This is a genomic window from Pseudokineococcus sp. 5B2Z-1 (assembly GCF_037482305.1).
Lineage (GTDB): Bacteria > Actinomycetota > Actinomycetes > Actinomycetales > Quadrisphaeraceae > Pseudokineococcus.
Genome location: NZ_JBBHZG010000002.1, coordinates 388,304 through 400,213 on the forward strand (window position 1 = coordinate 388,304; position 11,910 = coordinate 400,213).

Genomic DNA, 11,910 nt, shown 5'->3' on the forward strand with positions numbered 1-11,910 from the left:
CCACCGCCCGCGCACCTCCCCGTCGGCGCTCGCCGCACCTCCTCGACCCACCTCCCCGCCCACCCCCTCGGCCACCTCCCCGGACGACCACGCCCCCTCCCGGGCGGACGGGGACCGCCGAACGGGCGACCCCCGGCGCGCCGCCCCTGCGGCGCGGGCTCGCGGCTGCCGATGAGGCGGCGTCCCCGGCAGCAGGCCGGGGCCGCCGACAGGGGGGACCGTGGTCACGAGCACGCGGCTCCCCCTGGCCCGCCAGTCGGTGGTCGACGCCGGCGGTCGCCGCGTGGGCTACGAGCTGCTCTTCCGCGGGGAGGGCGCGGCGCCGGGCGGGCCCGGCTGGGACGCGGCCGCGCAGGACCGGGCCACCTCCGCCGTCATCTCGGCGGCCTTCGGGGGGCTCACGCCCGGCCCCGTGGGCGAGGGCGGCCTCGTCTTCCTCAACCTCACCCGCTCCTTCCTCCTCGGCGAGGTGCCCCTGCCGGTGCGCCCCGAGGGCGTCGTCCTCGAGGTGCTCGAGGACGTCCCGGTCGACGACGCGCTGCGCGAGGGGCTCGTGCGCCTGCGGGGCGAGGGCTACGTGCTGGCCCTCGACGACTACGTCGGCGACGACGAGCGGCTCGCCCTCGTCCCGCTCGTCGACGTCGTCAAGGTCGACGTGGAGGCCGTGCGCGCCGCGGGCCGCACGCCCGCGGACGTGGCCGCGCGGGTGCGCCTCGCGTCCCCCGACGTCCGGCTGCTGGCCGAGCGCGTCGAGGGCCCGGACGACGTCGAGGAGTGCGCCGCCGCCGGCTACACCTGGTTCCAGGGCTTCTGGTTCGACCGGCCGCGGGTCGTCGACGGCGTCGCCCTGTCGCCGTCGCAGGTCGTCTGCGCCCGGCTGCTCGCGCTCCTCGGCGAGCCCGACGCCTCGGCCCGCGCCGTGGAGCGCCTCGTCCAGGAGGACCCGGCGCTCGGCCTGCGCGTGCTGCGCTGGGTCGGGTCGGCCGGCAGCGGCGCCCGCACGCCCGTCCGCTCCGTCAGCCAGGCGCTCGTGCTCCTCGGCCCGCGCGCGCTGCGCTCGTGGGTCGTCGTGGCGCTGCTCGGCGCGTCGTCCTCCTCGGCCGACCCCCTGGACGACGTCGTCCGCGTCCTCGCCCGGGCCCGCGCGTGCGAGCTGCTGGCCCCGGAGCGCTGCCTCGAGGGCGAGCTGTACACCGTGGGGCTGCTGTCGGCGGTCTCGGACACGACGGGCGCCCCCGTGGAGCAGCTCGTGCGCGAGACGGGCCTCGGGCCGGTCGGCGCGGCCGCCCTGCTCACCGGCACGGGGCCGGTCGGTCCGGCGCTCGTCGCCGTGCGCGCCCTCGAGGGCGGGTCCCCCTGGCCCTCCGACGGCGACGGCGAGGCCCCCGGCGCCGCGGCGGTCGCCGCCGCCCACCTCGAGGCGCTCGCCTGGGCCACGCGCACCGCGCGCGGTCTCACCGGCGCCCTCTGACCCGCCCCCGGCGCGCCCTCCGCCGGCGCCCCGCGAGCGCGTCTCCCTCAGGGGTGAAGCCCGGGCGGGTGCCTGCCGATAGACGGCGCAGGGGCGCTGAGGCGGCGCCGACGCAGGGGAGGCCAGCGGTGAGAGTGCTCGTGGTGGACGACAGCCGGGTGATGCGCCAGATCGTGGTGCGCGCGCTGCGGCAGGCGGGGTTCGGCTCCCTCGAGGTGGTCGAGGCCGGCGACGGCGGGGCCGGCCTGGAGAAGGTCGCGGAGGAGTCCCCGGACCTCGTGCTGTGCGACTGGAACATGCCGGGCACCTCCGGCATCGAGATGCTCCAGCAGCTGCGGGCGGGCGGTGACCGCACGCCGTTCGGCTTCATCACCTCCGAGGCCGCGAGCGAGGTGCACGACCGGGCCTCGGCGGCGGGGGCGACCTTCGTCGTCACCAAGCCCTTCACGCCCGAGGTCCTCCACGACGCGATCGAGTCCGCGCTCGCCGGGGTGGCGTCGTGAGCGAGGCGGCGGCCACCGCCGTCGAGCTGCCCACCACCGCGGCGGTCCGCGGCGTCCTCGAGGGGCTCCTCGGGCGCGACGTGGTGCCGGGGCCGGGAGCCCGCGTCACCGGGGACGACGCGGCCGGCACGGTCGCCGTCTACACGCGCGGCGCCGAGACCGTCGGCCTGCTGGCCTTCGACCTCGCCGGCTCCGCGATCCTGGGCGCCGCCCTCGGCCTCGTGCCGCGCGGCGGCGCCGAGGCCTCCGTCGAGGACGGGCAGCTCTCGCCGCTCCTCGCCGAGAACGTGGCCGAGCTGTGCAACGTCATGGCCCCGCTCGTGCCGGTGGCGGGCGGCGGCCACGGCCGCCTCGCGTCCGTCCACGGCAGCGGCGAGCCCTGCCCGCCGGACGTCGCCGACGCGCTGCGCCGCGGCGCCGGCCGCCTGGACCTCGTCCTCGACGTCGCGGGCTACGGCCGCGGCGGCATGTCGCTGCTCCTCACGTAGCGACGACCCGCCCGGGGCGCCCACCGCGGCCCCCCGGGCGGGCCCGCGCCCCGCACCGGGGCGCGCCCGCGCCTCCAGGTCGGGGGCCCGGCGACCGACAGCAGGAGAGCGCGCCGCCGGCGCGCCGGAGCGAGCGAGCTAGGAGCGGCATGGACGACGGCGCACTCGAGGGCATGGACGAGATCGTCGGCGAGTTCCTCGTCGAGTCCGAGGAGAACCTCGACGAGCTCGACCAGCAGCTGGTCGCGCTCGAGGCCGACCCCTCCTCCCGCCAGCTCCTCGCCGGCATCTTCCGCACCATCCACACCATCAAGGGCACGAGCGGGTTCCTCGCCTTCTCCGACCTCGAGCGCCTCGCGCACGTGGGCGAGACCCTGCTGGCGCGCCTGCGCGACGGCCGCGCCGTCGCCACGCCGCAGACCGTCACGGTGCTCCTGCACATGGTCGACGCCGTCCGCGGGCTCCTCGGGCGCATCGAGGCCACCGGCTCCGACGCCGGCGCCGACCTCACCGGCGTGCTCGCCGAGATCACGGCCGAGCTCGAGGGCGCACCGGCCCCGGCCGCCGCCGCGGCGCCGCCCGCTCCTGAGGCGCACGCCGCAGAGGCCGCGCCCGCCCCCGCTCCGTCCGCCGCCCCGGCGCCCGAGGTCGCGCCCGCCCCGGTGCCCCCCGCGGCCACGGCTCCGGCCGCCCCCGCGGCGGTGGCGCCGGTCGAGCCCCCGGCCGGCCTCCCCGTCCCGGCCCTCGTGCCGGACCCGGTCCTCGACGCGCCCGGGGCGGACCGGCCCGCCGGCGGCCCGACGGGCGGCGCCCCCGCGGGTGCGGAGGAGCCGGCCCCGGCCCGCCGCAGCGGCGAGGCGAGCGTCCGCGTCGACGTCGAGCTGCTCGAGCAGCTGATGTCGATGGTCGGCGAGCTCGTCCTCACCCGGAACCAGGTGCTCGAGCGCGCGTCGAGCTCCGGCGACGCCGAGATGCTCCGCGCGGCGCACCGCCTCGACCTCGTCGCCGGCGAGCTGCAGCAGGGCGTCATGCAGACCCGCATGCAGCCGATCGACCACGTCTGGTCGAAGCTCCCCCGCGTCGTCCGCGACCTCGGCGCCCAGCTCGGCCGCCAGGTCCGCCTCGAGATGGAGGGCGCCGACACCGAGCTCGACCGCACCCTCCTCGAGGCCGTCAAGGACCCGCTCACCCACCTCGTCCGCAACGCCGTCGACCACGGCCTCGAGCCGCCGGAGGACCGGCGGTCCGCCCGCAAGGACCCGGTCGGCCTCGTCACCCTCCGCGCCCGCCACGAGGGCGGGCAGGTGCTCGTCGAGGTCTCCGACGACGGCCGCGGCATGGACCCGCGGGTCATCGGCGCCCGGGCCCTCGAGCGCGGGCTCGTCGACGAGGCGACGCTGCGCAAGATGTCGACGACGGAGGTGCTCGGGCTCGTCTTCACGCCCGGCTTCTCGACGGCCGCCGCGGTGACGAGCGTGTCCGGGCGCGGCGTCGGCATGGACGTCGTCCGCACGAACATCGAGCGCATCGGCGGCTCGATCGAGCTCGAGTCGGTCGTGGGCCGCGGCAGCACGACGCGCCTGCGCGTGCCCCTGACCCTGGCGATCATCCCCGCCCTCGTCGTCTCCTGCGGCGGCCAGCGCTTCGCCATCCCCCAGAACGGCCTCCGCGAGCTCGTCGGCCTGGACCGCGACGGGGGCGGGGGCACCGAGCACGTGGGCGACGCCGAGGTGCACCGGCTGCGCGGGCACCTGCTGCCGCTGGTGCGCCTGCACGACGCCCTGGCGCTGGGCCGCCCGGAGCCGGGGGAGTCCTCGGTCGTCGCCGTCCTCGAGACCGCCGGGCGCCGCTTCGGCCTCGTCGTCGACGCCGTCCTCGCGACGCAGGAGATCGTCGTCAAGCCGCTCGGCGCGCTGCTGGGCGACCTGCCCCACTACTCGGGCGCGACGATCCTCGGCGACGGCGGGCTCGCGCTCATCCTGGACGTCCAGGCGCTGTCCCGCTCGGCCCGCGAGCAGGAGCGCGCCGACGAGCGCGCCGGCGAGCTCGACGCCGGCCCGGGCGACAGCACCCAGCTGCTGCTGGTCCGCGTGGGCTCGCGCCGCATGGCGATCCCGCTCGAGGTCGTCACTCGCCTCGAGGACGTGCCGCGCGAGCGGCTCGAGCGCATCGGGCGCCGCTGGGCCGTCCAGCACCGCGGCGAGGTCATGCCCGTCCTCGTGCTCGCCGAGCACCTCGGGGAGCTGACCTCCGGCGAGGAGTCCGTGCCGCTCGTCGTGCACGCCGTCGGCGGGCGCTCGGTGGCGCTCGCGGTCGACGAGATCCTCGACGTCACCCCGGCCGCCGGCGCGCGCGTCAGCCACCTCGGCGACCCGGGCCTGTCCGGCTCGGCCGTCGTCGACGAGCACATCGTCGAGCTCCTCGACGTCCGCCAGGCCGTCCTCGCCGCCGACGCGACCTTCTACGACGAGGTCGAGACGCCCCCCCGCGGCGGCGGGTACGCCCCGCCGCGGCCCCGCTCGCCGCGTGACGCCCACGAGGGGGCGCGGGCGTGAGCGGCCGGCGCGCGGACGCCGCCACCCGGGGGCCGGAGCGCCCCGCCGCAGCCCACCACCGGCCCGGAGGGGAGCCCCCCATGACCGTCAGCTACGTGACCTTCCACCTCGGCGACGGCCTGTACGGCATCGAGGTCCTGCGCGTGCAGGAGGTCCTCACCGAGCAGGCGCTCACCCGGGTGCCGCTCGCGCCGCCGGAGGTGGCCGGGCTCGTCAACCTGCGCGGGCAGGTGGTCACGGCCGTGGACCTGCGCCGCCGCCTCGGGCTGCCCCCGCGGGAGGAGGGCCTGCCCACGACGGACCTCGTCGTGCGGGTCGGCGACGAGGTCGTCGCCCTCCTCGTGGACTCCATCGGCGACGTCGTCGAGGTCTCCGAGGACGACCTGGAGCCGCCGCCGGACACCCTGAGCGGGCCGATGGCCGACCTCATCACCGGCGCCTGCCAGCTGCCCGACCGCCTGCTCATGCCCCTCGACGCGACGCGCACCGTCGCGCTGGGCAGCCGGGCGTGACGCACCAGGGCGTGGCCGAGCAGGGCGCGAGCGCGCCGACGGCGCGCGAGGAGCTCCTGCTGCTGCTCGAGCTCGACGCCGCGCTCGAGGCGTCGCGGGCGGCCTCGGCGCGCCCGGCCACCACCGCCCCGGCGCCGCCCACCGCGGGGGCGCCGCGGGCCCGCCGCTGACCTCGCCGCGGCCGCGCCGCCGCCCGACCACCGGCGCCCGACCGACGTCCTGACGACACCCGACCGGCGCCCGACCGACGCCCGAGCGCCGGCGCCCCGACCGACGCCCGAGGAGGTGGAGCACGTGCCCTACGGCCTCGTGAGCTCGCCGGTCGTCGCCTTCGACCTCGTGCGCCACCCCTCCGGCCCGTCGGTCGCCCGGGTGCTGCGCTACGCCGTCGGCGCCGGTGCGGCGCACGTGCGCGCCCTCGCGGACGCGGCGCCGACCTCCGCCACCGGCGGCACGCCCGAGGAGGCCGCCCGCCGTCACGCGGAGCGCGCCCCCGGGGAGGACGGCGCGGCGCTGGCGCGCGTCGCGCTGCAGGCCGGGGACTCCGCGGCGGCGCGGGCGCTGCTCGAGCGGGCCCCCGTGGGCGGGCTCGCCGACGTCCTCGCGCTCCTGCGCGAGCGGGTGGTCCCGCAGTGCTGGGAGCGGCCCACCGCCCTGCACCCGCCGGGCGAGGGCGCCGACGTCCTCGACCCGCGCGTGCGCGCCGCGGCGTCCGACGTCGTGGCGCACGCGCTCGTCCGGGCCTGGACGGGCCACCACGCCCCGGACGGGCCCCCCGGCCCCGCCCCCGCCGAGCCCGGCGCCGTCGAGCCGGACGACGCCGTCGCGCGGGCCGCCGCTCTCGCCCCGCCGAGCCCGGTGCCCCTCGGGCCGGCGGCCGCCCGCGTGGAGGACGCCCTCGCCCGGCTCGCGGCCGCGCCCCCCGAGCGGCTGGCCCTGCTGCGCCGCTCGTCCGGCGCCGGTGCGGCGGAGGCGCCCGGGGCGTGGGCCCGGGCCGTCCACGACGTCTCCGCGGCCCTCGAGCACGCCGGCCTCACGGAGGCGGCGGCGTGCGTCCAGTTCGAGGCCGTCGTCGTCGCGCGCCGCGCCGGCCTCGACGCGTCCGCGGCCGCCGCCGGGGCCTGGCCGACCCTCAGCGGTGCGCTGCACGCCCTGTGCGCCGGCGCCGTCGGCCCCGCCGCCCGCCGTCTCGTCGAGCCCCTCGAGCGCGCTGTGGGCGCCCCGTCGGGCGCCGCGCCGGCCGGGCTGCCGCGCCCGCGGGGGCGCGGCCACGGCGGGGGCGCGCGGTGAGCGGGTGGGGCGCGGCGCCACCGGCTCAGGCCGGGGCACCGACGCGCCGATGGGAGGCCATGGCCCCGATCCGTGTCCTCGTCGTGGACGACGCCGCCGTGCTGCGGCGCCTCGTCGCGCGGGCGCTCACCTCGGCTGGCGGCATCGACGTCGTGGGCACCGCCGGCGACGGCGAGCAGGCCCTGGAGCAGGTCGAGCGCCTGGCGCCCGACCTCGTCGTCATGGACCTCGAGATGCCGGCCCTCGACGGCGTCGGCGCGGTGCGCGAGCTGCGCCGTCGCGGCTGGGCGACGCCCGTCGTCATGGTGAGCACCCCCACGGACGACGGCGCCGAGGCCACCCTGCGCGCCCTCGCGGCCGGGGCCACCGACTTCTTCCCCAAGCCGTCGCGGGCCTCCTCGCCCGCCGAGGCGCTGGCGCGCGTGCGCGACGGCCTCGTGCCCGTCGTCCGCGCCCTGGCGGGCCACGCCGTCGCGGGCGGGCCCGGGAGGGCCCCGGCGAGCAGCGTCCACGTCGGACGGCCCGTCGTGCCCCCGCTGGCCCCCGCCGCCGTCCGCCCGCCCGTCGTCGCCCCCGCCCCGTCGGCGGGTCCGGCGGGCGTCGTCCGCCCCCCGGTCGTGCACGTCGCAGCGCTGCACCCCCCGGTGGTCAACGCCCCGGCGCCCGCGCGCCCCGTCGCTCCCGCCGCGCCGGCGCCCGCACCGCTCGCGCCGTCCCGGCCGTCGGCGTCGACCGGCCGCGGCGTCCCCGGTGAGCCGGCCGTCCCCGCGCCGCGCCCCGGCTCGCCCGCCCGCCCGCCGGCCCCCGCCGCGCCCGCCCCGGCCCGGACCGCGCCCGTCGGCGCAGCCGCCTCCCCGCCGGCGGCGGCCTCCCCGGCCGCCGTCCCGGGCCGTCGCGGCGCCGGCCTGCCCGCCGTCGTCGCCGTCGGCAGCTCCACGGGCGGTCCCGAGGCGCTCGCCCGGCTGCTGCAGGCCCTGCCCGCGGACCTGCCCGTGCCCGTGGTCGTCACCCAGCACATGCCGCCCGTCTTCACCCGCCAGCTCGCGGTCCGCCTCGACCGCCTCGGACCCCTCGCCGTGCGCGAGGCCGAGGACGGCGACGACCTCCGACCGGGCCGCGTCCTCGTCGCGCCGGGGGACCGCCACCTCGTCCTGCGCCGGGCCGGCGCCGACGTCGTCGTGCAGCTCTCCCAGGCGGCGCCCGTGAACTTCTGCCGGCCCGCCGTCGACGTCATGCTCCGCTCCTGCGTCGACGTCCACGGCGCCGGCGTCCTCGCCGTCGTCCTCACGGGCATGGGCAGCGACGGCCGCGACGGCTGCGCCGACGTGCGCCGCGCGGGCGGCGCCGTCCTCGTCCAGGACGCCGCGACGTCGGTCGTGTGGGGGATGCCGGGCGCCGTCGCGTCCGCCGGGCTGGCCGACGCCGTGCTGCCCCTCGACGCCGTCGCCGGCGCCGTCGCGAGCGCCTGCCGCCGCGGCGCACCGGCCCTCGCGGGGGGTGCCCGGTGAGCGCGCCGGCCTCCCCGTCGCTGTCGCCGGCGGACCTCGCGTGGGTGTGCGAGGTCGTCCGCGCCGAGACGGCCGTCGTCCTCGACGCGTCGAAGGAGTACCTCGTCACCTCCCGCCTGCTGCCGCTCGCGCGGCGCGCCGGGCTGGCCGACGTCGGCGCGTACGTCGCGCGGGCGCGCGCCGGCTCCGCGGCCGACCGCTGGGAGCTCGTCGAGGCCATGACGACGAACGAGACGTCGTGGTTCCGGGACGTCGAGCCCTTCACGTACCTGCGCGAGCGGCTGCTCCCGGAGCTCGCGGCGGCCCGCCCCGGCCGGTCGCTGCGGGTCTGGTCGGCCGCCTGCTCCACCGGCCAGGAGCCCTACACGATCGCGATGCTCCTGGCGGACGCCCCCGAGCTGCGCGGCTTCCGCACCGAGGTGCTCGCCACCGACGTCGACCGGACCGCCCTCGAGCGCGCCCGCTCGGCCACCTACTCGCAGATGGAGGTCGGCCGCGGCCTCCCGGCCGACATGGTCGCCCGCCACCTCGAGCGGGCGGGGCTGCAGTGGCGCGTGCGCGAGCCGGTGCGCTCGTGCGTCCGCTTCGCGGAGCTCAACCTCGCCCGGCCCTTCACCGAGCGCGGGCGCTTCGACGTGGTCTTCTGCCGCAACGTCCTCATCTACTTCGACACGGCGACCAAGCAGCAGGTGCTCGACCGCATCCACCAGGTGCTCGCGCCGGACGGCGTCCTCGTCCTCGGCGCGGCCGAGACCACCCTCGGGGTCTCCTCGGCGTGGACCCGCGTGGAGGGCAGCCGCGCCGCCCTCTACCGCCCGGCCGGCGCGACCTCCTCGGTCGGCTCCTCCTCGCTCGGCTCCCCGTCGCTCGGATCCGGCGCGGCCGGCGGTGGACGCCTCGGTGCGGTGCCGACGTCGGCGCCGGCCCCGGTGTCCGGCCCGCTGCTCGCCGCGCGCCCGCCGGCCCCGGCGCCGCTGCGGCTGCCCGCGCCGGCGCGCCCCCCGGCCGTCCCGGCCTCGGCGCTCCGCCCGGGGGCCGCGGAGCCTCGCCGGACGCCCGCCGGGGAGGCGCGCCCGCGCCCGCTCGCCCCGCGCACCGCTGCCGCACCGGCGGCGCCGGCCTCACCGCTCGCTGCCGGGCGCGTCCCGGCGACCCGGTCGGGCGCCGTCGCGCCGCCGTCGCGCGCCGGCACGGTGCTGCCCGGCTCCGCCTTCCCGAACCCGGCCGGCTCCCGGCCGGCGGGACCCGACGGGAGCCGGCCCGCGCCGACGCAGCCCGTCGTGCCCGGCTCGCCGCGCCGGCTGCTCGCACCGCCCGCGGGCGGGCGTCCGCCCGCCCCGCCACCACGGGCGGCGCCACAGCACCCACCGGCGGCCGCCTCCCGGACGGACGCCCGACCGCACCCCACCAGCGCACGACCCCGGACCGCATCTCCCGGCGGCCCACGACCCGACAGCGGAGGAACCCGATGATCGCCCTCGTGGTGGACGACTCCCGTGCGATGCGGCGCATCGTCAGCGGGGTCCTGCGCCGTGCCGGGATGGACGTGCTCGAGGCGGGTGACGGCCAGGAGGCCCTCGACGTCCTGGAGCGCCACCTCGCCGCCGGCGGCGACGTGCCCGACATCGCCTGCATCGACTGGAACATGCCCGTCATGGACGGTCTCCAGCTCGTCACGACCGTCCGGCGCCGGCGCGAGCTGCGCTCGATGGCGCTGATGATGGTGACGAGCGAGTCCGAGCAGTCGCAGGTCGTCAAGGCGCTCGCGGCCGGGGCGCACGAGTACCTCTTCAAGCCCTTCACGCCCGAGGCGCTGCTCGCCAAGCTCGAGCTGCTGGGCCTGGCGCCCGCCCCGGTGGGCGAGCCCGCGGCGGCGGGGGGTGCGTGGTCGTGAGCGAGACGTCCGTCGTCACCGGCCCCGACGCCCCGCCCGTCGTCACCGCGGAGGACCTCGTCGGCCTCGTCGGCGACCTCTGGCGCTCGGTGTCCGCCGACCCGGAGCTCGAGGACGCGCCCGTCGAGGCGGGGTGGCACCCGGCCGGGAGCCGCCTCCTGCGATCGACGATCGGGATCGAGGGCTCCTGGGAGGGCGACCTCGTCGTCAGCTGCGCGCCCCTCGCCGCCGAGCGGTGGGCCCGCGCGATGCTCGCCATGGACGACGAGGAGGTCGTCGGGGAGGCCGACGCCCTCGACGTCCTCGCCGAGATCGCCAACGTCGTCGGCGGCGCCGTCAAGGCGCACTGCGCCGCCGGCGGGCGGCTCGGGCTGCCCGGCACCGACGTCGTCGAGGCGCACGACGGCCCGCCGACCGCGCCGGGGCTCCTCGTCGCGGTCGGGATGACGTGGCCCGACGCGCCCCTCGGCGGCGACGACGCCCTCTTCTCGCTGGCGCTCGTCTCCCGCTGACCCGGGAGCCCCGCGCCGCCCACCGGCGCCGCCGCCCGCAGGGGCGGCGGCGCCGGGCTCAGCCCTCGTCGGGCCAGACGACGCCCACCTTGCCGCCGGCGGCGGCGTCGGCGGTGCGGTAGGCCTCGGCGGCCTCCTCGAGCGGGAAGGTCGCGGTGACGAGGCGCTCGGGGTGCAGGTCCCAGCGCACGAGGTCGTCCAGCAGCTCGCCCATGCGCACGGTCGAGGTCACCCACGAGCCGTGCACGGTCAGCTGGCGGTGGATGAGCACCTCGCTGACGTCGACGGTGAGCTGCCCGCCCTCGCCGACGAGCGCGGCCCGGCCCCACCGGCGGGTGTGGCGCAGCGCCGTCAGCTGGCCGCTGCCGTGGCCGGAGCAGTCGACGGCCACCTCGGCGCCGTCGCCCAGCAGCCCGGTGAGCTCGGCGTCGGTCCCGGCGACGGCCTCGTCCACGGCGCCGAGCTCGAGGGCCAGCGCACGCCGCTGCGGGCTGGGGTCGGTGCCGACGACCAGCGGGGAGCCCAGGGCCTTCGCGAGCAGCCCCACGGCCTGACCGACGGGGCCCAGCCCGGTGACGAGCACGCGGTCGGCGCCGGAGACGTCGGCGCGGCGCACGGCCTCGTAGGCGGTGCCGAAGCCGCAGGCCACCACGGCGCCGTCGAGGAAGGTCAGCGGCTCGGGCAGCGCGAGCAGGTCGCGCTCCTCGGCCAGCAGGAGGTCGGCGTGGCCGCCGTCGCGCTGCCACCCGTAGGCCGCGCGCGCCGGTGAGGTGCAGGAGATCTGGTAGCCGCGGCGGCACTCGGCGCACTGCCCGCAGCCGCTGATGTGGTAGACGACGACGCGGTCGCCGACCGCGACGCGCTCCACGCCCGGGCCCACGGCGAGCACCCGCCCGGCGGGCTCGTGGCCCCCGGCGACGCCCTGGTAGGCCTCCGGGCCCTCGCCGAGGTGCTCGCGGTAGATCGCCCGCAGGTCGCTGCCGCAGATCGTCGAGGCCCTCGTCCCCACGAGCACCTGCCCGTGGCCCGGCTCGGGGTCGGGCACCTCCCGCAGGTCGACCCGGCTGCCTCCCGGCAGGTACGCAGCGCGCACGGCTCCTCCTCGTCCCACACTGTCGACGTCCTGGGCGGCCCGGCTCCCGTACGGGCCCGGGGGGAGTCTGCCGCCCGTGCCGTC

General features: G+C 79.4%; 12 protein-coding genes. 11 read left to right on the forward strand and 1 reads right to left on the reverse strand.

The genetic code is table 11. The features are described from left to right. Nucleotides 1-220: 220 nt before the first annotated feature. The 11 genes from WDV85_RS05965 (at nt 221) to WDV85_RS06015 (ending at nt 10,733) form a co-directional block, all read left to right on the forward strand. Nucleotides 221-1,471, forward strand: a complete 1,251-nt coding sequence (locus WDV85_RS05965) for an EAL and HDOD domain-containing protein (RefSeq protein WP_339569771.1) — start codon at nt 221-223, stop codon at nt 1,469-1,471. Nucleotides 1,472-1,599: 128 nt separating this feature from the next. Then, nucleotides 1,600-1,974 carry a response regulator gene (locus tag WDV85_RS05970; protein WP_298802550.1) on the forward strand — a complete coding sequence of 125 codons (375 nt, stop codon included), beginning with the start codon at nt 1,600-1,602 and terminating at the stop codon, nt 1,972-1,974. After that, nucleotides 1,971-2,462, forward strand: coding sequence for a hypothetical protein (locus tag WDV85_RS05975; protein ID WP_339569772.1), 492 nt, complete (start codon nt 1,971-1,973; stop codon nt 2,460-2,462). Before WDV85_RS05970 ends, WDV85_RS05975 begins: the two co-directional genes overlap by 4 nt. A 149-nt stretch (nt 2,463-2,611) precedes the next feature. Beyond that, nucleotides 2,612-5,017 carry a chemotaxis protein CheW gene (locus WDV85_RS05980; RefSeq protein ID WP_339569773.1) on the forward strand — a complete coding sequence of 802 codons (2,406 nt, stop codon included), beginning with the start codon at nt 2,612-2,614 and terminating at the stop codon, nt 5,015-5,017. A gap of 80 nt (nt 5,018-5,097) precedes the next feature. Then, nucleotides 5,098-5,529 (forward strand): chemotaxis protein CheW, encoded by a 432-nt coding sequence (locus WDV85_RS05985; RefSeq protein WP_171204195.1) that lies wholly within the window; start codon nt 5,098-5,100, stop codon nt 5,527-5,529. Continuing rightward, complete coding sequence (locus tag WDV85_RS05990; RefSeq protein WP_339569774.1) at nt 5,526-5,699, forward strand: hypothetical protein; 174 nt, start codon at nt 5,526-5,528, stop codon at nt 5,697-5,699. Before WDV85_RS05985 ends, WDV85_RS05990 begins: the two co-directional genes overlap by 4 nt. A gap of 115 nt (nt 5,700-5,814) precedes the next feature. After that, nucleotides 5,815-6,819 carry a hypothetical protein gene (locus WDV85_RS05995; protein ID WP_339569775.1) on the forward strand — a complete coding sequence of 335 codons (1,005 nt, stop codon included), beginning with the start codon at nt 5,815-5,817 and terminating at the stop codon, nt 6,817-6,819. Nucleotides 6,820-6,878: 59 nt separating this feature from the next. Continuing rightward, the gene (gene cheB / locus WDV85_RS06000) at nt 6,879-8,327 is read left to right on the forward strand and encodes a chemotaxis-specific protein-glutamate methyltransferase CheB (protein ID WP_339569776.1); all 1,449 of its coding nucleotides are present in this window, start codon (nt 6,879-6,881) and stop codon (nt 8,325-8,327) included. Next, nucleotides 8,324-9,799 (forward strand): CheR family methyltransferase, encoded by a 1,476-nt coding sequence (locus WDV85_RS06005; protein WP_339569777.1) that lies wholly within the window; start codon nt 8,324-8,326, stop codon nt 9,797-9,799. The genes cheB and WDV85_RS06005 overlap by 4 nt, the downstream gene beginning before the upstream one ends. Beyond that, nucleotides 9,796-10,221, forward strand: coding sequence for a response regulator (locus WDV85_RS06010; protein ID WP_339569778.1), 426 nt, complete (start codon nt 9,796-9,798; stop codon nt 10,219-10,221). Before WDV85_RS06005 ends, WDV85_RS06010 begins: the two co-directional genes overlap by 4 nt. Further along, nucleotides 10,218-10,733: a chemotaxis protein CheX gene (locus WDV85_RS06015; protein WP_339569779.1), complete on the forward strand. Its 516-nt coding sequence runs from the start codon at nt 10,218-10,220 to the stop codon at nt 10,731-10,733. Before WDV85_RS06010 ends, WDV85_RS06015 begins: the two co-directional genes overlap by 4 nt. 58 nt (nt 10,734-10,791) lie before the next feature. Here WDV85_RS06015 and WDV85_RS06020 read toward each other — a convergent pair whose 3' ends face one another. Beyond that, the gene (locus WDV85_RS06020; protein ID WP_339569780.1) at nt 10,792-11,826 is read right to left on the reverse strand and encodes a zinc-dependent alcohol dehydrogenase family protein; all 1,035 of its coding nucleotides are present in this window, start codon (nt 11,824-11,826) and stop codon (nt 10,792-10,794) included. Between the last annotated feature and the right edge of the window lie 84 nt (nt 11,827-11,910).

Excerpts from the sequence above, each read along its gene's own strand:
- WDV85_RS05980 (WP_339569773.1), top strand. The coding sequence starts at position 2,612 with ATGGACGACGGCGCACTCGAGGGCATGGACGAGATCGTCGGCGAGTTC.
- WDV85_RS05985 (WP_171204195.1), top strand. The coding sequence starts at position 5,098 with ATGACCGTCAGCTACGTGACCTTCCACCTCGGCGACGGCCTGTACGGC.
- cheB (WP_339569776.1), top strand. The coding sequence starts at position 6,879 with ATGGCCCCGATCCGTGTCCTCGTCGTGGACGACGCCGCCGTGCTGCGG.
- WDV85_RS06010 (WP_339569778.1), top strand. The coding sequence starts at position 9,796 with ATGATCGCCCTCGTGGTGGACGACTCCCGTGCGATGCGGCGCATCGTC.